The organism is Klebsiella grimontii (assembly GCF_042137965.1).
Lineage (GTDB): Bacteria > Pseudomonadota > Gammaproteobacteria > Enterobacterales > Enterobacteriaceae > Klebsiella > Klebsiella grimontii.
In genome coordinates, this window is record NZ_CP169722.1 from 26,075 (window position 1) to 48,444 (window position 22,370).

Annotated in this window: 22 protein-coding genes and 2 pseudogenes; 18 read left to right on the forward strand and 6 right to left on the reverse strand. The window is 51.5% G+C overall.

The genetic code is table 11. The features are described 5' to 3' along the window. The first annotated feature begins 40 nt into the window (after positions 1–40). The 9 genes from gcvA (at position 41) to ACE3MN_RS26965 (ending at position 10,284) form a co-directional block, all read left to right on the forward strand. Positions 41–940 (forward strand): transcriptional regulator GcvA, encoded by a 900-nt coding sequence (gene gcvA / locus ACE3MN_RS26925; protein ID WP_142446364.1) that lies wholly within the window; start codon positions 41–43, stop codon positions 938–940. Positions 941–1,121: 181 nt separating this feature from the next. After that, a complete protein-coding gene (locus ACE3MN_RS26930) occupies positions 1,122–1,508 on the forward strand; it encodes a cupin domain-containing protein (RefSeq protein WP_375364410.1) in 387 nt (128 codons plus the stop codon). Next, positions 1,505–3,013 carry a methionine--tRNA ligase gene (locus ACE3MN_RS26935; RefSeq protein WP_155553404.1) on the forward strand — a complete coding sequence of 503 codons (1,509 nt, stop codon included), beginning with the start codon at positions 1,505–1,507 and terminating at the stop codon, positions 3,011–3,013. The genes ACE3MN_RS26930 and ACE3MN_RS26935 overlap by 4 nt, the downstream gene beginning before the upstream one ends. Positions 3,014–3,028: 15 nt before the next feature. Beyond that, positions 3,029–4,144 (forward strand): NAD(P)/FAD-dependent oxidoreductase, encoded by a 1,116-nt coding sequence (locus ACE3MN_RS26940; protein WP_375364411.1) that lies wholly within the window; start codon positions 3,029–3,031, stop codon positions 4,142–4,144. Continuing rightward, complete coding sequence (locus ACE3MN_RS26945) at positions 4,135–5,082, forward strand: ABC transporter substrate-binding protein (RefSeq protein WP_155553402.1); 948 nt, start codon at positions 4,135–4,137, stop codon at positions 5,080–5,082. The genes ACE3MN_RS26940 and ACE3MN_RS26945 overlap by 10 nt, the downstream gene beginning before the upstream one ends. Positions 5,083–5,133: 51 nt before the next feature. Beyond that, entirely contained in the window at positions 5,134–6,465 is a 1,332-nt protein-coding gene (locus ACE3MN_RS26950) for a SidA/IucD/PvdA family monooxygenase (RefSeq protein WP_224236452.1), read from the forward strand. A gap of 8 nt (positions 6,466–6,473) precedes the next feature. Beyond that, on the forward strand, positions 6,474–7,481 hold the full coding sequence (gene sbnA, locus ACE3MN_RS26955) for a 2,3-diaminopropionate biosynthesis protein SbnA (RefSeq protein WP_052698690.1): 1,008 nt from the start codon (positions 6,474–6,476) through the stop codon (positions 7,479–7,481). A 2-nt stretch (positions 7,482–7,483) separates the two neighbouring features. After that, positions 7,484–8,476, forward strand: coding sequence for a 2,3-diaminopropionate biosynthesis protein SbnB (gene sbnB, locus ACE3MN_RS26960; RefSeq protein WP_219717941.1), 993 nt, complete (start codon positions 7,484–7,486; stop codon positions 8,474–8,476). Positions 8,477–8,478: 2 nt separating this feature from the next. Then, the gene (locus tag ACE3MN_RS26965; protein ID WP_375364412.1) at positions 8,479–10,284 is read left to right on the forward strand and encodes an FAD/NAD(P)-binding protein; all 1,806 of its coding nucleotides are present in this window, start codon (positions 8,479–8,481) and stop codon (positions 10,282–10,284) included. A gap of 101 nt (positions 10,285–10,385) precedes the next feature. Here ACE3MN_RS26965 and ACE3MN_RS26970 read toward each other — a convergent pair whose 3' ends face one another. Together ACE3MN_RS26970 and ACE3MN_RS26975 are read right to left on the reverse strand one after the other, a co-directional pair. Next, positions 10,386–10,613, reverse strand: a complete 228-nt coding sequence (locus ACE3MN_RS26970; RefSeq protein WP_155553399.1) for a hypothetical protein — start codon at positions 10,611–10,613, stop codon at positions 10,386–10,388. A 234-nt stretch (positions 10,614–10,847) separates the two neighbouring features. Then, on the reverse strand, positions 10,848–11,768 hold the full coding sequence (locus tag ACE3MN_RS26975) for an AraC family transcriptional regulator N-terminal domain-containing protein (RefSeq protein ID WP_375364413.1): 921 nt from the start codon (positions 11,766–11,768) through the stop codon (positions 10,848–10,850). 104 nt (positions 11,769–11,872) lie between these two features. Here ACE3MN_RS26975 and ACE3MN_RS26980 point away from each other — a divergent pair, with 104 nt between their 5' ends. The 4 genes and pseudogenes from ACE3MN_RS26980 (at position 11,873) to ACE3MN_RS26995 (ending at position 15,253) form a co-directional block, all read left to right on the forward strand. Continuing rightward, on the forward strand, positions 11,873–12,706 hold the full coding sequence (locus ACE3MN_RS26980) for an oxidoreductase (protein ID WP_004136823.1): 834 nt from the start codon (positions 11,873–11,875) through the stop codon (positions 12,704–12,706). Between the two features lie 449 nt (positions 12,707–13,155). Next, positions 13,156–13,410 carry a hypothetical protein gene (locus ACE3MN_RS26985; RefSeq protein ID WP_219719447.1) on the forward strand — a complete coding sequence of 85 codons (255 nt, stop codon included), beginning with the start codon at positions 13,156–13,158 and terminating at the stop codon, positions 13,408–13,410. Continuing rightward, a complete protein-coding gene (locus ACE3MN_RS26990; protein WP_219719448.1) occupies positions 13,407–14,627 on the forward strand; it encodes a hypothetical protein in 1,221 nt (406 codons plus the stop codon). The genes ACE3MN_RS26985 and ACE3MN_RS26990 overlap by 4 nt, the downstream gene beginning before the upstream one ends. Before the next feature lie 134 nt (positions 14,628–14,761). Next, positions 14,762–15,253, forward strand: a pseudogene (locus ACE3MN_RS26995) (DNA-binding protein). A gap of 102 nt (positions 15,254–15,355) precedes the next feature. On the opposite strand, the gene ACE3MN_RS27000 reads toward ACE3MN_RS26995, so the two are convergent. Further along, entirely contained in the window at positions 15,356–15,643 is a 288-nt protein-coding gene (locus tag ACE3MN_RS27000) for a chorismate mutase (protein WP_375364414.1), read from the reverse strand. A 153-nt stretch (positions 15,644–15,796) separates the two neighbouring features. Beyond that, entirely contained in the window at positions 15,797–16,699 is a 903-nt protein-coding gene (locus ACE3MN_RS27005; protein ID WP_219719449.1) for a DUF6685 family protein, read from the reverse strand. A gap of 269 nt (positions 16,700–16,968) precedes the next feature. Here ACE3MN_RS27005 and ACE3MN_RS27010 point away from each other — a divergent pair, with 269 nt between their 5' ends. From ACE3MN_RS27010 to ACE3MN_RS27020, 3 genes are all read left to right on the forward strand, one after another. Beyond that, positions 16,969–17,235: a DUF1778 domain-containing protein gene (locus tag ACE3MN_RS27010; protein WP_049095044.1), complete on the forward strand. Its 267-nt coding sequence runs from the start codon at positions 16,969–16,971 to the stop codon at positions 17,233–17,235. Then, positions 17,223–17,705 (forward strand): GNAT family N-acetyltransferase, encoded by a 483-nt coding sequence (locus ACE3MN_RS27015; protein ID WP_219717938.1) that lies wholly within the window; start codon positions 17,223–17,225, stop codon positions 17,703–17,705. The genes ACE3MN_RS27010 and ACE3MN_RS27015 overlap by 13 nt, the downstream gene beginning before the upstream one ends. 204 nt (positions 17,706–17,909) lie before the next feature. Further along, the gene (locus ACE3MN_RS27020; RefSeq protein WP_375364426.1) at positions 17,910–19,256 is read left to right on the forward strand and encodes an ISNCY family transposase; all 1,347 of its coding nucleotides are present in this window, start codon (positions 17,910–17,912) and stop codon (positions 19,254–19,256) included. Between the two features lie 53 nt (positions 19,257–19,309). Here ACE3MN_RS27020 and ACE3MN_RS27025 read toward each other — a convergent pair whose 3' ends face one another. Then, the gene (locus ACE3MN_RS27025) at positions 19,310–19,501 is read right to left on the reverse strand and encodes a hypothetical protein (RefSeq protein ID WP_048293752.1); all 192 of its coding nucleotides are present in this window, start codon (positions 19,499–19,501) and stop codon (positions 19,310–19,312) included. A 413-nt stretch (positions 19,502–19,914) separates the two neighbouring features. Here ACE3MN_RS27025 and ACE3MN_RS27030 point away from each other — a divergent pair. After that, positions 19,915–20,103 (forward strand): annotated as a pseudogene (locus ACE3MN_RS27030) (transposase); the annotation flags it as partial. A 61-nt stretch (positions 20,104–20,164) separates the two neighbouring features. Here ACE3MN_RS27030 and ACE3MN_RS27035 read toward each other — a convergent pair. After that, on the reverse strand, positions 20,165–20,959 hold the full coding sequence (locus tag ACE3MN_RS27035; protein ID WP_142446358.1) for an AraC family transcriptional regulator: 795 nt from the start codon (positions 20,957–20,959) through the stop codon (positions 20,165–20,167). 86 nt (positions 20,960–21,045) lie between these two features. Between ACE3MN_RS27035 and ACE3MN_RS27040 the strand changes: the two genes are divergently transcribed. Then, entirely contained in the window at positions 21,046–22,236 is a 1,191-nt protein-coding gene (locus tag ACE3MN_RS27040; protein WP_375364427.1) for an MFS transporter, read from the forward strand. Positions 22,237–22,370: the final 134 nt, after the last annotated feature.

The window sequence follows — 22,370 nt, forward strand, 5'->3', positions numbered from 1 at the left end:
TTATAATTAAGATAAACTAATGCATAGAGTCGGACGGATTATGAAACTTCCACCTTTACATGCACTTATGTGCTTTGAATCAACAGCAAGACATTTAAGTATGAAAAAAGCGGCGGAAGAACTGTGCGTGACATCCAGTGCGGTCAGCCAGCAAATTGCCAAGCTCGAAGATATCACCAGCATGCGGCTCTTTATCCGTAGCCCCAGAAGTCTGGAACTGACGGATGAAGCCCGCATCTATCTGCGCGCGATCCGACCGGCGTTCAGCCAGATAGAGGAAGCGACACAGCGGCTGATGAATGAAGGTAAACCGAACAAGATAACCATCAGCTGCACCAGTGGTTTTGCGATCCAGTGGTTACTGCCACGTCTCCCGGGATTTGAAAAGGAGAACCCCGGGGTGGAGGTGCAAATCAGCACCACTAACCGGCGGGTAAACTTATTGTCAGAAGGGATAGATTTTGCGGTAAGGCATGGCCTGGGTCGTTATCCTGGTCTCGAATCTGAATGTCTTCTGAACGACAGGCTGCGGCCCGTCTGTAGCCCGCGTCTTATCCCTCAGACGCAGCCCTTGTCCTCACCTCTTGATATTACCCGATATACCTTGCTACACGATGAGCATCGCATGGACTGGGCAGTCTGGTTTAATGCTGTGGGTCTGCCGGGTGCCGATACGAATAAAGGCCCTGTTTTTGTCGACTCAAACGGCGTTCTGGAAGCGGCGCTGGCAGGCAAGGGGATCGCACTTATCCGCAGCGCGCTGGTCCGGGACGAACTCAAAAACGGAACCCTCATTAATCCCCTGAGAGTGGCCATCGAATCACCGATCGCGTACTACCTGGTGTACGACGAGTCCGCGATTTTGCAACGCATAAGCCGACGGTTCCGGGACTGGATCTCGGCCACTGCCGCCGCCGACAAGAATGAATACCCCGCCTGATCCGCCTGTCGGTAGCCTCTGACAGGCTCGCGTTTCCTTTATGGTTTAGTAAACCTAAACCATCGTTTAATTTATATCAGTTGCGAAACCCCCTCCATTAATTAGATTTTATTCCTGAGTTAACTTTTTCTAACTCAGAAAAGCCCCAGTGATTTATTTTCAGTAATCATGAGGAACTAATATGTCCGGTTTTCAGATATTTCGCCCGATGCGGTGGGATACGTTAGTGCACGAATATGATCTTGATGGTTCACGTCTTCTGCCGTGGGAAGGATATCCCACCCCAATCGGCGCCGGGTGGTGCGTGGTTCGTCCACATACTCAGTCACAATCCCACACGCAAATCGATCAGGAATTTTTCATTGGTATAAAAGGGAATGCGAAACTGAAAGTGGGTGACGAAATATTTCCATTCACGATGGGAGATATAGCTGCAATCCCGAAGCACACCGATCACTACGTTATTAATGACACGGACGAAGATTTTCATTTTTACGTTGTCTGGTGGGATGAAAATACGGCCAACGGTTTTCTTAAAGAGCACGCCGAAATAGGGGATACATTATGAGTCGTTTTCTTGTCACGATTACACCACCGACACCCAACGGCGATTTGCATATTGGCCACATTGCCGGCCCTTTTCTTGGTGCTGACGTCTTTACGCGCGTTCAGCGGCAGCAGGGGCACGATTGTGTACTGGTTTCATACTCAGATGACTATCAGTCATATATGTTGCGACGGGGTATCGAGCTGGATCGCAATCACCAGGCACTGGCAGAAGAGAATACCCAAAAGATATGCGAAACACTGGCGCTGGTTGGTATTCAGGTTGATAACTGGATGCAGCCGCGACACAACCGATATTTCCTGGAGGCGGTGACGCAGGTTTATGATGCTGCCCGTGATGCCGGCGCCATTTACTCGAAAACGACTCAGGAACCTTACTGCAGTCATTGCGATAAGTGGGGTTACGAAGCATTTGGTCGTGGGCTGTGTAATCATTGTGGTGTGAACTCAGACGCCAGCCAGTGCGAAGGATGCGCGCATACTCCTGACGCCGCTAAAATGAAATTGTTTTACTGCAAGCTATGCGGTGGTGACATGGCGTTCCTTCCTGTTGAACGCGAATTTTTGCAGCTGTCTGCCTACCATAATTTTCTTAAACAGCTGTTCAGTACCAAATCCCTTCGACACCCTATGCCACAGTTCCTCCTGGAAGAGTATGCCCTGGGTCCGCAGGACTGGGGGATCACTCGCCCGCATGACGGCGGCCTCGATTTAAAAGCCGACGGCTCACGACGTATTCATACCTGGTTTATGGGGCTGGCGGGGTATCTTGCCGCTTTCCGGGAGTTCCTGGATCGATCACCGGACGGTGAAAAACGCTTTGAGCAGTTCTGTCAGTCCGACCAGAGTAAGATGATTCATTTTCTGGGCTACGACTGTGCTTTCAGTCACCTGATTGTCTATCCCGTACTGCTTTCAACGATAGAAAGTTATCGTGTTGAGCAGGAATTTTACTCAAACCATTTCCTGACGTTGAAGGGCGGGACCCTTTCTACCAGCCGCAACTACGCGATTTGGGCGCGTGATATTGTCAAAGACTACGATCAGGACAGCGTTCGGTTTTATTTGTCCCTTCTGGCCCCGGAAGAGCATGAAACCGAATTCGATTTGGACAAATTTACGACCTGGCGTAACCAGACCTTTATACCCACGACGGAGCAGCTCCAGGAACGTCTGGCGGAAGAGACAGAGAAAAGCGACAGTCTTAATCTTCAGACCCAGGATATGCAGGCTATCCGGCGATTCGTGCAGCGCTGGTACCATGCGGCTTCTCCGACCCATTTTTCGATGAAGGCGCTGGCTAAAATCTGCGAGGATGTGCTGGATGTTATCCGAGACCGTATCGCACTGGGCGCCACGATTCGTCCGTATGTGGCGTTACTCAGTTTTACCGGACAGAGTATTTTTCCGGTACTGGCTCATAAGCTGCAGGTGGCATCCGGCCTGAGTCGGGAAGAAATTTTCCAGCAACTGGTATCAGCGACCTCCGTTGAGTATGAAATCTGACAGGGGAGCGGCACCATGAACACTGTATTTGATGTTGCTGTTATTGGTGCCGGTTCTACCGGCGCCACCATCGCGGCGATGCTGGCTGAGCGACAGATAAAGGTGATCCTGCTGGAAAAAGCGTTGCCGGCATCGACAGGAGCCAGCGCCTGGTCCGGGGGTATCTTTCGTCAGTATGAGCCGGATCTGGCTTTGCTGGCGCTGGCCAGGCTTGTCCCCGGGAGCGCTGTAGTGACAAGAGCCATGCAAGAATCCCGGCTGAAAACAGGGGTGGAAATACAACTCACTTCAGCTCAGTACCAGCATTTTCGATCGCAGCTGTCTGGATCAGCACTTTTCAGTGAAGAAGAACGAAAACAGATACTGGCTGGGCTGGTCCCGCTTAGTGAGACGGGTGATGTATTGAGGCTGAAAGACTGTGAGGGGGGTTTTTCGGCGGTCAGAAAGTACGTCACCGATCTGTGCAGTTACGTGCGAGAGCATGCCGTCGTACTCGAGCGCACGGAAATCAGTAAGGTGGAATTCTTTGCAGACCATATCCATTTGCATGGCGACCTTTCCGTCATTCGGGCACGGTTTGTGGTGGATGCGTGCGGCGCCGGAGGACCTTTTGAGCGCTCTCTGGAAGGGATTTACGCACGTACTGTCCCTTTTTCTCGCGTGTATCTTGATCGTGCCCCTGAAAGGCCCGTTATCTCGTATCCCGCCAGCACCTATGTTTTGCCGCTGAGCAAAACGCTCATTCAAATTGGCGGAAGTGAGCGCCATAGCGCTTCCTCGCTGAATGGGTTACCCCGCACCGGTCAGGACAGCGAAACGCTGCTGCGCCAGAAGCTGGACGATACCGGGATCGATACGCGGGGGTTTCAGCTTCTGCAGCAGGTTGTTTCGTGGGATTCGTGGACCCGCGATGGTCGACCGGTTATCGGTTTCAGTCAATCGCAACCGCGGGTGATGACCGTTTCCGGGTTTAACGGCGTGGGGTTCAAGCTCGCCCCGGGTGCTGCCATGATTGCCGTAAACCAGATCCTGGACGGGTTGAATGATGTCAGCCAGCCGAACCAATTCCGGGATCTGGCCACGCTCTTTACTCCGGGACGGTTTGCCCGAACGGAGGGGATATGCGTATAGGATTTACGGCCGCTTTTCGCACCGAAGTAACGATTCATGCCCGCGGATTTCTTCAGGGAATATACCTGAGCGCGCAGCTTTATCCGGCAACCCGCGCAGCAGAGTGGGTCTTTTATGATGATAATGCCAGTGTTGCCGGCGGTCTGAATGCGGCAGAATCGTTCGTGCGCGAAAACGTCGATGTTGTGGTGGGCCACTTTGCATCTGAATCGGCGGCGGCAGCGCTTCCGCTTTATAAGGCACATTCAATACCGTTGATCCTGCCTGCATCCACCTGTGCGTCGTTAACTCAACGCTCTGATCTGGCATTTCGTGTGTGTGCATCGGACAGAACGCTGGCGGGTAAGCTCGTTGAACATCTTATTCATCGTTCAGTGTATCGCTATGCTTTATTCTGCGATGAAAGTTTGCACGGCCGTCAGCAGGCTGCAGAAATAGAAACGCAGCTCGTCACACAATCCGTTGAGCGGGTGACACTACCGGAAGACGCGGAGGTGGTGATCTTTTGCGGCCGCCTGAAAGCCAGCAACGAATTTCTGAAAACGCTTCGCTCTGCATCTCTGAAGATCCCGGTATACCTGACGGACGATGCCTATTCCGATGCCTTATTTCACAACATCCCGGCCCCCGGAGAAATAGTTGTATTCAGTTTTCCCCCTGGAGGGGAAAAAAAATCGCGCACCTACCAGGAAATGCAGCTCAGCTGCAGGACGCATTTCCAGCATGGATTATTACTGTATACCAGTGAGACTATCTCAGCCCTCTCTTTACTCAGTCAGAATGGTTTAAATCGTGAACGAATTACTGACTTACTGATAAATGAAAGTTTCGACACGCCAGGAGGTAAGGTAGCATTCGATTCCGGAGAAAATATACACGCACGCATACAAATAACTCATTATCTTTCGAATAATACGAAACATAGCATTATTGTATAAACAAAAGTGTCATTCCGTAAATATTTCCGAATAAACAGGAGAGGTATTCATATGCTTCATGTATCAGAACTGCCGCATACAGAATGGGATCTTGATATTGCCTGCATTGGATTTGGCCCTGCCGGAATTGCACTGGCTTGCGCTATTGATGAATGTGAAGAACTGAACGCAATACGTTCTTCCGGTCGCGTGAGATTTTTCGAAAAAAACAGCAACACCACCTGGCATGGGAATTTTATTTTACCGGGGACAGATATCAACCATCACTTATTCCGGGATTTGGTGACACCCCGCAACCCACAAAGCGCCTATTCGTTTGCGATGTATCTGAAAGACAAAAATCGCCTTTTTAAATTTGGTCTGCTCGGCAGGCCGGCGAGTCGTGCCGAATGGTCTGACTATATAAAATGGGTTGCCGGGCAACTCGAAGAGTTTGTTGAATATAATTCTCCGGTAACCGAAATATTGCCTGTCGTTTCATCCGGCGTTTTAACCGGCTTTCGAATCAAAACACCTGAAAAAGAATACACGACAAAGCATCTCGTTCTGTCATCAGGTAATACACCTAATATTCCGGACGTTTTTAAAAATGTTATGGGCGGCAATGTTTTCCATACATCCTCTTATCTCCAGCACATGACACAAGGTGAGGGACCCGTACCTCATCACTGGCTTGTTATCGGCTCTGGCCAAAGTGCCGGCGAAGCCGTATCCCATCTGCTGAGCCGCTGCCCGGACATTCAGGTCCACTCTGTTCACCGATCCGTCGGATTCCGGATAGGGCAGTTAGGTCAGTTTCCAAATCTGGCGTTTTTGCCTGAACAGGCGCGTTACTTTTATCACCTGGATGAACAGACCCGGGAGCAGGTTTTGAGTGATGTCCGTGCCGTCAATTACGCAGGGGTGGACGCCGATGAAAGCCAGGCGCTGTACTCGCATTTGTACGAAGGAGAAGTTTCCGGCCAGCAACGGCTAGTTTTACATACATACAGTGAAATTGTTGACATTGAAAAAATGGGTGTCGGATACAGCGTTACGATACAGGATATAAATACAAAAAAGAGAGATAATATTTATATTGATGGAATTGTTTTAGGTACAGGGTACATCCAGGAGACGTTACCTTCCTCACTGGCCATGCTTATTCCGTGGCTGGAAAGAAATTCAGAGGGAGGAATAGTCGTCAGCCAGGAATATCAGATAAATATTAAGTCAGAAAAAGGAGTGTGTTTACTGGCGAACGGCATATCTGAAAAAACGCATGGCATCAGTGATTCACAATCATTTTCAATGGTTGCGGTTCGGGCGGAAATTTTACTTGAACAACTATTGACTGAACTACGCAATGAAAAACCTTTCACTCACGTCGCACTAACCGCGTAAGGGGACTTATGAATACTATTTCTCAGTGCGTCGGCGACGCTAACTTTATCAATATTCGGGGGCTGGGATTCGATCATGTACACATGAAACTTGAATCACTAAACCCTGCTGGTTCAATTAAACTTAAAACTGCGATTGGATTAGTTGATTATTATGAAAAGAAAAGGCAAATCAACAGCCACAGCATATTAATTGAATCATCTTCGGGTAATCTTGGGGTTGCGCTAAGTCTGATTTGTGCGGAGCGAGGCTATCCTTTTGTTTGCGTCGTTGATCCCAACACCAACATCAATAATATCAAAATGATGGAAGCGTTTGGCGCCAAAGTAATCACTGTCACTGAAACAGATAATAACGGGGGATACCTCGGTACAAGAATAAACTACATTCGGGATAAATTAGACGAAGATGACCGGTATATCTGGTTGAATCAATATTCGTGCCCGGCAAACCCCGAAACACACGCGGCGACCACGGCAAAAGCCATCCACCGTGCATTTCCACGGCTTGATTATCTGTTTGTGGGCGCCGGAACCACCGGCACCCTGATGGGCTGTACGCGTTATTTTCATCAGTATTCCCCGGAAACCCGCATTATCGCCGTTGACAGCCTGGGTTCGGTGACGTTTGGCCAGCCTCCGGGCAAGCGGTTTATCCCTGGCCTTGGCTCCAGCCAGATGCCGCCCATTTTTAACAGCGCTCACCTTCACGATCGTTTGCTGGTTGATGAGCGCGCTGCGGTGGGTATGTGCCGCTGGCTGGCCAGGACAAATGGTGTGCTCGCCGGCGGCTCGACCGGCACTGTGCTTGCTGGTTTCTGCTCGATGGCCCGACAACTCAATAACGATGCGACCTGCGTGGTGATCTCACCGGATACAGGCGAGCGTTACCTGGATTCCATTTATAACGACGAATGGGTCAACGCACGATTTGACGGGATGAAAGCCGTGCTCGAGGACCCCTCCAGGGTTTTCAGCCTGCTTGATGAAACCGTCACCCGTCTGGAAGGAGAATAAACATGGCTGACTTTCACATCATCGGCGGTGAGTTTATTGCCGAACACCTGAGTAAGCATCACGCCGTCGTCACGGAAATCGTGAAGAAGACCTATCTTCATCATGACAACGGGAATACCGAAAACCCGGACAGTTATTTTCTCCGGTTCCAGGATTCCGCATCAAACCGGATAATCGCCCTTCCTGCGGCTATCTACCCGGAAGAAACCGCCGGCATAAAATGGATTGCCAGTTTTCCCGGAAATGTTGAGCATAACCTGCAGCGCGCCTCTGCCGTTCTGATCCTTAATTCGCTGGCAACAGGATATCCCTATGCCTGCCTGGAAAGCTCTCTTATCAGTGCTTACCGCACGGCAGCGTCTGCTGTACTTGGAGCGTACTGGATGAACGGGCAGTCACGCACAATCCCCTCAATCGGTTTTGTCGGCGCCGGCGTGATCGCGAGAACCATCAGCGATTTTTTTGTCCAGCAGGAATGGATGGTTAACATCGTTGCCGTATACGATCAGCATGCTGATTCAGCGCGCAACCTGGTAAACCACCTCCGCGCTGGGGGACAGCATAGCGGCGCGACCTCTCTGGAGGACGCCCTGGCGTGCGATATTGTGGTTTTTGCCACCACAGCCGGTTCGCCTTATGTGGAGACGCCGTTTAAACCACATCAGAAGGTACTTAACATTTCACTCAGGGATATCGCACCAGATGTGATCCTTGCGTCACATAATATCTGCGATGACGTTGAGCATTGTCTAAAAGCCTCTACTTCCCCTCATCTTGCAGAGCAACGCGTCCGGCATCGGAAGTTTATCGACGGTACGCTTGCCGGGCTCATGACTGGCCGATTCCCGATACACCAGGATAAGCCGACCATCTTCAGCCCGTTTGGATTGGGCGTGCTCGATCTGGCTCTGGGTAAATACCTTTGCCAGCAGGCAATCGCCTCCGGAAATGCCTTCACTGCTCCTGGTTTTTTTGCCGAGACCTCAAGGTGGTAACCATGAAAAAGCAACATAACGCTATTCTGCATATCGGGATTGTTGGAGGAGGGCCTCGCGGGCTGGTCGTGCTGGAACGCCTGACACACTACGCGACTAAGTATGACATTCCTCTGGTGATATCAATTATTGACCCTCAACAACCCGGTGCTGGTGTCCATTCCCCTTCACTGCCTGAATACAAAATGTTAAATACGGTGGCCGGGCAGATCACGCTCTTTCCGGATGAAACGATGCTGTCGGCAAGCGAAGAGTCCCGGCCGGTCTGTACGTTTATTGAATGGTGTAGACAGCATAAGTCTTTGCCTGATTTTTGGTATACCCATGAAAATCGCCGCTTATGCAGCTGGGATTTTTTGCCAAGGAGCTGGTTAGGCGAATATTTGCAGTGGGCGTATGATCATATAGTGTCGCAAGCCGGCCCGGAGGTAACGGTCCGCCATATTCCTGCTGCAGCTGTCGATATTGATCGGATTACCGATCAGAAATTCATGATTTCCCTGAGTAATGAAGAAATTCTTCACGTTGATGCTGTCTACCTGACTACCGGCCACGGCCAGGGGGCGGAGGAGGGGGAGGGGCCAGAATACATTGCGGACGGGGCGTCCGTGTTACTGCAGGGCATGGGGCTTACCGCCATCGATACAATCGCGGACTGGACGACAGGGCGAGGTGGTCATTTCAGCCCGCGTTCTGGCGGCATACCTGAATATATTCCGTCAGGAAAAGAGCCTGAGATCTTCCTGACCTCCAGAAGCGGTTTACCGTTTCGCTGCCGACCGGAGTCGCTGACTCTCGGGGGAAATATTACCCGCGATGCTGTCATTTTCCGCACTGACAGAGTACAGAGGCTGAAGGACAAACAGCCAACCGGCATTGACTTCGAACATCAGGTGCTTCCTCTTATCCGCGCTGAAATGCAGGCTGCGTACTACAGCATTCACCTCATGAAAGACGTCGGAGCGGATAAAGCTGTACGTTTCAGGGAGGCGCTTCGGAAGGCGGAGAGCTGGACTGAAATCAACGGTATTATGCAGAATGCTGTTTCCCGGTATGGTGAATTTAATGAAGAATACCTCCTGGCCGCATCCTTACCCCGGGAAGTACACCCAAACAGCTATGCAACCTGGTTGGTGAATGAAATGGCCGAAGATCTTAACGAAAGCATTACCGGCGTGACCCACAGCCCGGTAAAAGCGGCGAATGAAGTATGGCGAAACTGCCGCCATCAGTTGCGTATCATGATGGACGACAGCGGGCTGTCAGACGCCTCCAGGACATTTTTTTACACCCGCTATGCGCCGGTGATAAACCGACTGGTTGCTGGCCCACAAAAAGAACGTCATCAGGAGTTGCTGGCGCTCATTCGCGCTGGCGTGGTGAAACCGCTACACCCGGATGTGGTAATAAATCGTCGATACGACCATGCCATTCAGGCTTTGATCCAATCGGAGAAACCGGGTCTGGATATGCCGCCCCTGGTGAAAAAGATGGTCAGGAAAGGGTTATTAACGATTAAGACGTCAGGGAGGACCTACGTCGACGTTCGGGCCGACGGACGGCCTTCCGCGCTGAAGCCAAAGGCACACATGTGGGTATTCGGCCCGTTATGTGAAGGCGCAACGTATTACAATCACTATGTACCTTCACCGGGTTCGTTCTCACGATCCAGCAATGATGCCGATCGCAGCACCCGGGAGTTGTTGATCCCGGGAGGGCCATATCCCAATACTAAAATCACCGTTCCGGCTGACCGTAGTAACGTTTCCCTGTCAGATAAAAGCGGAAGTTCTGAGATACAGCTATAGCGGGCCTTTCATCCGAGCAAAATATCCAAGCCTGCTTTGCCAGGCAGTAATGTTGCCGTTATTATCCCCGGCTCTAAGTCGGGGATAACACCTTCAGCCTTTTATCTCAGCGCTGCAGCAACCGGGCCATCAATGGCCAGCCGGTCCATCTCCTTGAGCGCAATCTGGGATACCACCGTCAGGCGAGTAAGATCAACCGCCATTCGACCCAGTCTGCAATAGCAAGCCTGATAAGCTAACCAGTCTATAACACAGCCATACGTCAGCCAGCGAATGAGCGCTATCTCGGTGGCGGCTGTTACACGATCCAGTTCGTTAAATGTGTTCATGATTCTGTTCTCAGTATACGGCTATTCCGCACACAGATTTTTTGTGTCACGACTGAAATTCAGGAAATGAAAAAAATGCCGTCGGCGCTATGCTGGCGATGAACAATACCGGTGAGTTTGAACGGTGGCCGGATCTGGTTATGGGGGATTGGGCTAAACATCGGTTATCTCAAAGTCCGCTCCGTGCCAAAAGCGGACCTTTCATACTTCTTGGTATATTCAGGCGAATAAGCCTTAATGCGATGAAACAAATATCGACGCTTGCTGTACAGGCGGAACGGCGAAGTATCGCTGCATACGTTTAATCTCCTCTGCGGGTGGCAGACCAAACAGGCGTTTAAACTCGCGATTAAATTGCGACGGACTTTCATAACCGACGGCGTAACTCGCTGCAGCAGCAGTTATTTGCTGACGCACCATCAACATCCGCGCCTGGTGCAGGCGTACCGATTTAACATACTGCATCGGCGGCATCCGGGTTATCGCTTTAAAATGGCTGTGAAACGTCGGCACACTCATTCCGGCTTCCATCGCCAGTTGCGTCAGCGTTAACGGCTCAGCGTAGGTAGCATGGATGCGCTGTAGCACTTTACCGATTTTGCCAAATTGCCCTTGCAAGGTCAGCGCGGCGCGCATGGCATTTCCCTGTGCGCCTGTTAATACGCGGAAATAGAGCTCACGTACCCGTGCAGGACCGAGGATCGCCGCTTCAAGCGGATTGTTAAGGACTTCGAGCAAGTGCCGCACGGCCGTTTTTACCGCGTCGTCCATTGGGCTCGACATCATGCTTTGCGGCGCGGCGAGAGGATATCGGGCGTCATGCTGTTCAATCTGCAACATCAGTTCAGCGGCCAAATGAAAATCCAGATGCATATAAATCGCCAGCAACGAATGTTCAGCGGACGCGTCGGTTTCCATCACAAACGGCACCGGCACCGAAACCGCCAGGTAGTGCTGTTCATCATATAAATAGGTCTGCTGACCAAAATAGCCGCGTTTGCTCCCCTGGCAGACAATCACGATCCCCGGATCGTAAAGCACTGGCGTTCTGGCAAGTGGACGATCGGCACGCAATATTCGCACATCAGGCAATGCGGTAAGGTTATATCCCTCCTGCACCGCAAGTGCTTTAACTAAGGTAATCATCCCGGGCATCACAGCACCTCATAAAATCAGGCAAGAAAAATAGAAGATACGGCCTAAAAATGCGGCAGGACGTAGAATACCATGCAACCTTCATTGTTCATGGGAGTTCTTTTATGACATCTGCAAAAACGATTTTAATCACCGGCGTCAGCAGTGGCTTTGGCCGTGCACTGGCGCAGGAAGCCCTCGCCACAGGCCATCGGGTCATCGGTACCGTGCGCAGCCGCGAAGCACAGCACGATTTCGAGGCGCTTCATTCGCAGCGGGCTTTCGGCCGTCTGCTCGATATCACGGACTTTGAGCATATTGATGAGGTGGTTGCGGAGATTGAGTCTACCGTCGGTCCGGTTGATGTGCTGGTAAACAATGCCGGTTACGGTCATGAAGGCATAATGGAAGAATCCTCGCTCGCAGAGATGCGCCGCCAGTTTGAAGTCAATGTGTTTGGCGCAGTGGCAATGATCAAAGCCATGCTACCGGGCATGCGCCAGCGTCGTCATGGCCATATTATTAATATCACCTCGATGGGCAGTTTCATTACCCTGCCCGGCATCAGCTATTACTGCGGCAGCAAATTTGCGCTGGAAGGAATATCAGAAACGTTAAGTAAAGAGCTGGCTCCGTTCAACATACACGTAACCGCCGTGGCACCTGGCTCGTTTCGCACCGACTGGGCCGGACGATCGATGGTACGCAGCGCTCGCAGCATCCCGGACTACGACGCTTTATTTGATCCGATTCGTCAGGCACGTGAAGAAAAAAGCGGTAAGCAACTCGGCGATCCCGTTAAGGCCGCACATGCCATGCTGGCAATGATTGAGAGTCAGAACCCTCCAACGCATTTATTGTTAGGCAGTGATGCATTAAGTTTAGTGCGGCAAAAGCTCGAGGCATTAGGTAAGGAAATAGAACAATGGGAAGAAATAACACGTTCAACGGATGGCTGATCAGCTGCTGAGACAGAGAGCATACTGGATAATGGATTATGGCTGGTCGCACAAGCGCTCATTTCGCTCGGGCATCATGCTGATGCCCTTGCAGTTCAGCCTTTTTACTTTCAGGCTTCCAGGCTTGCGGTGAAATCAACTTCCGCTCCTCGCTCAAAACGGACCTTCAGTTCCCACCTGCCTTTTGCCCTGTACTCCTTCCTGCCGTATCTCTTTCTCCCTTCCATATGATTAGCAAGTCCAGATCCGACTTAGCCAGAAATCGGATCTGCGCGGCGGGAAACCGGCAAATGATATGATTATCAATAAATAAAAATAAAATCATACTAGATATGATATTTATAATTAATAATAAAATCATATCTGGTATAATGTTAAACGATATAGCTTTAAATCATTTGAGATATGATTTTTCTTTTAACTGGATATTATCATACAGAGCGTGCCGGATGGATGAAGAAATGATGTTTTCGCTCAGCTATGAGCTGCTGACGCAAAAGACAGAAGAAGAAATCAGGAAATGCGACCTTCGCCAGGACGGCACGTACTACGTCCAGGAACTGAACAGGGCCTCAGACATTCTCCGGTTCTGGTTTATCCTCGCAATGAGCGGATACCCGGGCGTGCCGGATATGGAGCGCATTGACGCTGACAGGCTGCGCCTTGAAGGGCTGATCCGTGGTCTCAGGGAGACTATGGCGTGACGGGTAAAAATAGCCGCCGCCCGTCCCCCCTGCAGCGGCGGGTGCTGATTGTGCTCGCCGCCCTCGGTGCGAAAGGTCCGGGGCCGGTGGCGACGCGGGATATTGAGCGGGTGCTGGAGCAGGGCGGGGACGCCCCGGTGTACGGGCCGAACCTGCGCGCCTCCTGCCGCCGCATGGAAGCCGCGGGCTGGTTGCGCACCCTGCGCGCCCCGAACCTGCAGCTGGCCGTCGGGCTGACGGACGCCGGCCGCGCGCTGGCCGCCCCGCTTCTGGCTGACGAACAGGCGCGCGTCCTGGCGCAGCAGCGCGCGTCGGCGGTCCGGTCTCTGCCCCTGGTTCCGCGCAGACAGGCGGATGAGGCTGACGACCGGCCGGTGGAGCTGGACGGTCGCTGGCACCTGGCGTGCCGGGGCGACTACGTGATCCGTCTCGACGGCACCACCTGCCTGCAGCTGTGGTGCGCGGCCGGGCAGGTGACGCGCCTGACGGGCGATCCCCTGCAGGTCGCCATCTGGCTTCAGGCCTGCCACGATGCGGGGATTGCGGTTCGGGTGCAGATCAATGAGAGCGCCACGCCGGAGGAGGGCGCACTGAACGTCACCGCGCCGGCGGACCGGACCGACACGTGGTACCGCCAGCTGGACGTCGCGCTGCAGGCGGAGGGGATCAGCGGCCTGAATGAGGAGATCAGGCAGGCCGTTATCAAGCCTGGTGAGGGGCTCCGCGACCTGTCGGCGCCGGCGCGCCTGCTGCAGGTTCTGCGCGACAGTGCGGAGGCGTTCCCGCTCACGGCGGCCGGCTATGAGGAAGATACGGAGGCCGCACTGGCTGACCTGCTGGCCCGCGCGGGTTTCGCCGGCGACCAGGTGCATGAGCTGCAGTGGCACCGCATCCGCTGGCCGCTGATGAATCAGGAAGACGCTGACCGCCGCGAACTGAACACCCTGCTGAACGACCTGGAACTGCAACAGCTTTACTGCAACCGCGAACAACTGACGGAGATTGTGTTTTCGCCGGTACGCAAACCCGGCGAGCGCTGGACGGAACGTCTGCAGTGGCTCCTGATGACGGATGGATTCGGGTTCCGCAGTCCGCTGTCCCGTGAAGCGGGCGCCAGGGCGCTGGCAATCCTGGCCGGTTACACGGGGCGGGAGGTGGCGGAGCATCTGGCCACGGTGATGGTGTGGAATGACGCCGGTGCGGGAGAGAGAGCATGAGCCCGTTATCTTCAGCAGGCCACGTTCATCTGAGCGTGACCAGTACGCGCCGCACAACCCTGGCTGACGATCTCCGGTCTGGTGAATGAGAGCCGGGACCGACCATAATCCCCACAAGGAACCTGAGCTGAACCATGAAAGTCACTGAAACCCGGCTGGACACCCTGATCGATAATCTGAACACCCTGATTTGTGAGGATAGCCTGCTCACGCGCCAGGAGCGTGAAACCCTGGTGCGGGCCGTGGCGGCCATCGGCGCCATGAAAGCGCGCCTCGGCATGAAAAAGCCCGCGATACCGGCATCGTCGAAACCGAAGAAAGAGAAATAGGCACCTGTACCTGACCCACGCTTTCCGAATGCCCGCCAGGCCTGGGTGGCTGAAGAGGAAACTTCATTACTGGATGCGCTCGATGGCGTCCCGAATGATGATATTGGTAAGCATCTTTTCTGGCTTTCCGAGAAACAGGGGAGAACGCCGTTCAGCGTTGCCTCCAAAATCGCGTCACAAAGACATCTGACAAATGGCTGGAAAGAGCAGTTCAGGGAGGTTTCGGATAAAATTCGTTTGTCCGATCTGAGTATCAGTGAATATCAGAAACAGAACGGCACGGACCTGAACGCTTGAATGCCATTTTCGTTTGTAGCTTTACCAGATGCGCCGTTAAGCCCCGTCCTTCAGGGTGGGGAGAATGTCAACTTGTATTGAGCGGTACGGGAAGACCGGGGATCATTTAACTAATCGGCTATGTTGCTCCAGCTCGTACTCGATAAATGCACTAATCATGCTGCGATACACTTTTTCAATGATGACTTCCGGAAGGCCTTCATTCGATGCCCTTTCACGAACCCGGTCGATGACCTGTTGTACTCTGTCAGGTGCACGCACGGATGCCTGATCTGTTTTAAACGCCGCTGCAGCTTTAACGCATTGAGCACGCAGAGCTATGAGTTTGACCAGCTCACTGTCTATCTGATCGATATGATCTCTGACATCAGTAATAGAGGTATATTCCACGAAAAACGATCCCATCAACTAGTACAATAGACTGGCATGTTATAATAAACACAACGGAAAGCAAAACAGATTCCCCCGTCCCCGTGGATGAGGGTAATCGCACAGGAAAGCCCCTTTTACAGGGAGCCTGATAAAAGTGACTTTTGCGCAGGCTCAGGGCTCCGGTTTGAGCAGCAGCTGGCCTACTGATGGAAATCCCGCCTGCGCCAGGGTTCGCGATACGCGCGACGGGACCGTTTGATTACGTTCCAGCCATATAATCCGGAAACGCTGCTCTTCTCCATCTTCCCATCGAGGGGGATGGGATACGCCAAACGGGCATTTGAGTCGCGCCAGCGCATCTTTAAATTCACCATAAACCACGTTATCCGATATCAGGAACAGGTCCCATTTAGACGTCAGCAGCCTCACACTTTGCGGATTAATCCAGTAGGAGGTTAGTCGTCCTGTCAGAGGAACCCGCTGACCCAGCTGGCTAGCCTGGAACCGGGCAGCAGCAAAATGATGTGAACCACCCAGGTTGTTCCAGTATATCCGTGCCGGCATCCAGGAAAATTTGCTGAATTCCATCTCATTCAACCGTAGTTGGAAATGTGACAGATTGTTGTCCAGATGATCACTACTCACTGGTATGGCTAGTTCCCGGCAGAACTGCAGTGCAAAATCCTCCAGGCCGTGGCACTGCCTGTCACCATTCTTTGAACTGCTCATCCCACCGATTTCAGAAATATCACAGAGATAATTTTCTGTAATCTCGCAGCTGACCAGCCCGGTCAGTTGCGGGATGTGGAGTTTTAGGTAGTCATAATCACCATCATGGCCAGGTCGAAGATAGCGAATACAATTTTTTTCATAATTGAGCCAAGTGTGCCAGCACACAACAGATCGTAGCCAGATGGTATCCTCAATTAGCGGCAGCTTTACCGGCAAGGCCCCATTGTTTAGTCGACGGCGCAATGTCGAAGGATATCCCAGAGAATCGAGCAATTCATCCTGGCAGGCCTGGAGGATTTTACGCCACAGAGGTGTGGAGCTGCTTATTCCATTATCAATCATATCAATGTTCTCAATTCTGTTCAGTTGCCATTGACCAACAGTCGTTGCTGGCCACCACAACCAGACTACCTCACAATTTTTGAGGCCGAAGAAGCTATGGAGGCTAAAACTGACTTTTAGAGAAATTTATTTTTCGCTTTAAAGATTTGCTCTCATCTTATTGATATTTAACATGAATCGTATTGTCGGCACTTTGGTGTGTATATCATTTGCTATACGTTCGTGTTGTGTTATTCTTGTATATCAATTGCTATACAAGAGAGGTGTGTATGAAATCAGATGTTCAACTCAACTTAAGAGCTAAAGAGTCTCAGAGGGCACTCATCGATGCCGCTGCAGAAATCCTCCATAAATCGCGAACCGACTTCATTCTTGAGATGGCCTGCAAGGCTGCGGAGAACGTGATCCTTGATCGTCGTGTTTTCAATTTTAACGACGAACAGTATGCAGAGTTCATCGATATGCTCGATGCACCAGTCGAGGATGAGCTCGCCATTAATAAACTACTGGCAAGGAAACCTCAGTGGGATGTATAACTGCGCCCGAGCCGTTATCCAGCACCCATCAACTGGCAGAGTTCGTCAGTGGGGAAACGGTACTCGATGAATGGCTAAAACAGAGAAGTTTAAAAAATCAAGCACTTGGCGCTGCACGAACGTTCGTTGTTTGCAAGACGGGTACGAAGCAAGTAGCTGGTTTTTACTCTCTGGCCACTGGTAGCGTTAATCATACGGAAGCGACAGGTAGTCTTCGGCGTAACATGCCAGATCCTATACCGGTGATTATACTCGCTCGCCTGGCGGTAGATGTTTCATTCCACGGAAAAGGGGTTGGCGCCGATTTACTTCACGATGCGGTTCTACGCTGTTATCGCGTAGCTGAGAATATTGGCGTTCGTGCGATAATGGTTCACGCGCTTACTGAAGAAGCCAAGGGTTTCTATGCTCACCATGGATTTAAGGCATCGCAAACTCATGAGCGGACTCTGTTCCTCAGGCTTCCATGACTGGTTACTGGAGTGGGGATGTGGCAAGTATAAATATTTGATTATTATTGGATTATTTAATTAATTTAACATAATCTTTGTTATGCGCACTAATGATGTAACTCCCATATTCTAATGTCACTTTTAACCCATTTAGTGATGTCACTTTTTCTGGCATAAAGGATCTAATCCTCAGGCCATGGAGACATCAGGATGCTTGTGACCTTGTCAGATAAAGAACTCAGCCGGATCAACGTCATTCAATCAGTTGTTGAAAAACGTATGCGCCGTCGTGATGCTGCTCATCAGCTTGCTTTGACCGAACGTCAGACACAGCGGTTAATGAACCGCTTTCGTGAGTCTGGCGCTGCAGGACTGGCAAACCTTCAGCGTGGACGCCCAGGTAATCACAGGCTTCCTGAGTCACTGAAGCTGCGAGTACTTTCGTTATTTCACGATCATTACAGCGACTTTGGACCAACGCTAGCCGCAGAAAAATTACGCGAACGTCACAACATCACAGTATCTGTTGAAACGCTCAGAAAATGGATGATAGCTGATGGACTCTGGGTTCCTTATTCACGTCGCAGGCCTCGCGTTCATCAACCCAGATACCGGCGTGACTGCCTCGGAGAACTTGTTCAGATAGATGGTTCTCCGCACGACTGGTTTGAAGGCCGTGCGCCGAAATGCTGCCTGCTCGTCTTTATTGATGACGCGACTGGCCGCCTGATGCACCTCCGCTTTGGTGAGACTGAATCAGCCTTTGATTACATGATGGCCACTCGCGAGTATCTCGAGCAACACGGCAAGCCCCTTGCGTTCTACAGCGATAAGCACGGCATTTTCAGGGTCAATAATGGAGGTTCAACCACAACCGGCGTCACCCAGTTTGGTCGTGTGCTTTCTGAACTGGGGATCGAGCTGATTTGTGCCAACAGTCCGCAGGCTAAAGGCCGCGTAGAGCGCGCAAATCAGACACTTCAGGATCGGCTTATCAAAGAGATGCGTCTCGAGGGAATCAGCAGTATTGAAGCAGCCAACGCCTGGCTGGATACCTTCATCACTGACTTCAATCGTCGCTTCGCAAGATCAGCGAAATACCCCAAAGATCTGCACCGACCCGCGGCTGAAAGCAACGAAGAGCTGGATGATATCTTTGCCTGGCAGGAGCTGCGTAAACTGTCTAAAACGCTGACTTTCCGCTATGACAAGATGATATATCTGGTTGAACCTACAGAAGAAAACACCCGTATCGCGGGCGAAAAACTCACAGTCTACGATTATCCAGACGGCACACTGGCATTCAAATACGGTTACCGTTCACTCAAATATCAGGTATTCGACAAACTGGAATGTGTCGATCAGGGGCAAATCGTTGATAACAAACGCCTTGGGGCCGTTCTTAAACTGGCGCAGAGCAAAATGGATGAACTTGAACGTGATGGTAAACGTGACCGAAGTAAAAAGATGCCCAAACGACGTGCACAGGCCAGAATTCAGGAGCAGCTCAGAGCAATTAATCCGGTTCTGGCTAACCCGGAGGAGTTCAGCGCTAGTCTGAAACGCTAGCCCCCTGCTCTGCCTGATTAGCCTAAAGCTCTGGCCGTAATCACGACCGGGGTTTAACGCGGTGCGTAGCCTTCTTCGCTCAAGGCCTTCTGCAATTTATCGATCGCGTCTTTCATAAGATACGTCTCATCATCGCTGATGGCACAGGCCCTCATCTCAGTCCAGGTCAGACGTTTAATAAACTGTGCCAGCGCCATTGCTTCTTTATCATCAAGTTCAAGAAATAACTTCTCAATGCCATTCATAAGCATCCCTCTTAAGTTGAGATTCAATATTATCAGATGGAAGTATCCGGAAAGAGTATCCCGTATCAAAAAACTGATAACCGTTGCGAACTCTGGTTTTCAGAATAGTGTTCAGACGCAACCTGTCACTTAAGGTGACATTTCAAACTTGGGAAAACAGGTGACTTTTTAATCTTGCAATAACAAAATGATGTCAGCACAAAGCGTTATTGTCGTCTCAGCACAATTCACACGCGTCGAATACATAGAGGTCTGGCACTATCCGGATGGCCGAAAAGAACTCAGGCTTAACGGATATCTTTAGTCATGGTCATTTCCCTAGTAAGCGTCTCTATTTGCTCACCTATCTGCCGGGTACGATGCCGAAGCACATCGATAAGCTCCTGTTCGGGGAAACTTCACGTAATAACGTGCAACGTGGCTCAAATGAAAATACGAACAGATTGCTCAGACAGTATTTTCCAAAAGGAACAGACTTATCGGTTCGCAGCCAGCAAAGACTTAACAGTGTTGCCAGACAGCTCAACGAAAGGCCGAGAAAAACGCTAGACTATGAATCACCCGCAGAACGGTTCAATAAGTGTGTTGCGTCCATCACTTGAACTCACAGCGAAAAGCTGACGCTGGTGTTCTTTGAATAAATCCGCCTTCTGTGCTTGTGTACTAATCTAGGGAAGAAAAATATTGCGTCGGTGATTTACCCAGCGCTTTTCTGAACATCGTAATAAACGCACTGACCGAATCATATCCCAGCGTACCGGCTACGCGCTGCACGGGCTGACCTTCAGACAGATGGCTTAGTGCAATCATTAAATGCAGCTGCTGACGCCAGCGACCAAAGCTCATTCCTGTCGCCTCTTTTATCAGCCTGGCCAGAGATCGTTCGCTGATGGCCAGATGAGCAGCCCAATCCTTTAACGTTCGCCGGTCATCTGGCTCATTAAAAAGTGCCTCAGCCATAATCCGGATTTTAGGATGATCTGATACAGGAAGATGGAGTGCTTCAACCGGCACATCCGGAATATGCTCCAGCAGCACTGCTGCAAGCCTGGCGGTTTTACTGTCAGGAGAATAAGCATGTTCCTGCTCTGCAAGATACAGAATAAGCTCGCGAACCAGAGATGTAATCGCTATGGTACAGCAGATTTTCGGCATCGCTGCCTTGCCGGGCTCGATGAATAAAAAGCACGTGTCTGCATTCTTCGTGATCCGGCAACGGTGGGGGATTTCTCCCGGAACCCAGACGGCATGTCCCGGTGGAACAAGCCACAACGCATCCTCAACCTCACAGCGCACTGCACCGCGCAAAGAGAGAATAAGTTGCCCCTTGCGATGAGCGTGCGGACTCTGCCCGGCATACTCACCTGACGATGATACATGCAGGGCGATAGCGGCCTGACTGAAATCATCGGCATTAAACTCTTCCGGCGAGGTCACAGATTTTTTATTAACTGGCATGATTTAGCTATATGTTGTCAGGTTATCTATATTCTGTAACTCATACGTCCTTTAAAGTCTTTCTTTTTTCAGAGAAAGCAAAACTTATGTCCCACACTACGAACAAGTGGTCTTCAATCATACTTGTGACCGGCATCCTTTTTATCGCCATTAATCTGCGTGTTCCTTTTACCGCTATCGCACCCGTTTTAGAGTCCATTCGCCATGCTTTTGGGCTAAGTATCACAGCCGTTGGGTTGCTTAACTCGCTGCCTTTACTGGCCTTTGCCGCCTTTTCTCCACTGAGCGCATCGATTTCCCGCAAGTACGGCCTCGAACGCACCCTTTTTGGTGCCCTGGTCGTGATTTCAGCGGGGATTCTGCTTCGCTCAACAGACAGCGTCTGGACGCTTTATGGCGGAACAGTGTTAATTGGTATCGGGATTGCCTTGGGCAATGTCCTGCTGCCTGGCCTGATCAAACGTGACTTTTCCGGAAACGTGGCTTCCGTGACGGGAGCGTATTCCATCACCATGGGCGCGGCGGGTGCTATTGGTTCAGCCATTGTCATTCCTCTGACGCAGACCTGGGGCTGGAACATCGCGTTAGCCATGTTGGTTATTGCACCGCTCCTTGCGTTGCTTTTATGGTTGCCCCAGTTGAAGAAAAAGCATCAGCTGCCTGCAGCGGGTAAGAAAAAAGCGCCGACCGTCGCGGTCTGGCGCTCGCCTCTGGCCTGGCAGGTCACCCTGTTTATGGGCCTGAATGCGATGCCGTTTTATGTTGCGGTTGGCTGGCTGCCAGCTATTCTGACGGACAGCGGGCTCTCTTCATCTCAGGCTGGTGAGGTACATGGCATCCTTCAGCTGACCACCGCCATTCCCGGCCTGATTCTGGCCGCCACGCTGCGTCGTCTTAACGATCAGAAATTTGCTGCTGCTGGCGTCAGTCTGTTAACTGCGGTGTCCTTTATCGGCATCCTGTATTTGCCGAATCTGGCCATGCTGTGGGGGGCGCTTCTCGGCTTCGGCTCGGGCGCCAGCATGATGCTGGGTCTGACCTTCATCGGGCTGCGTACGAAAAACGCCGGTGATGCTGCCGCTCTGTCAGGCATGGCACAGAGTGTCGGTTATCTGATGGCGGCAATGGGTCCACTGTTGCTGGGTAAAGTACAGGAGCTGTCCGGAGGCTGGACGGTGCCGTTACTGATGACCGCAGCAATCGGGGTTGCAGGTGCCTGCACCGGAATGGCTGCCGGACGAAACGCTCACCTGGAACCTGCACAGCAGCCGGGCTGAAATTGCTGACACAGCAGGGGAGCGATCGGTTTTGTGTTACGAATGCTCTTAACTGTCGTTCTGAATAACTTTACTGCTATAGGGACCGTCTTTAATCCCAAAAAGCGGGCTTTACGCTGATGCGACGCTTAAGG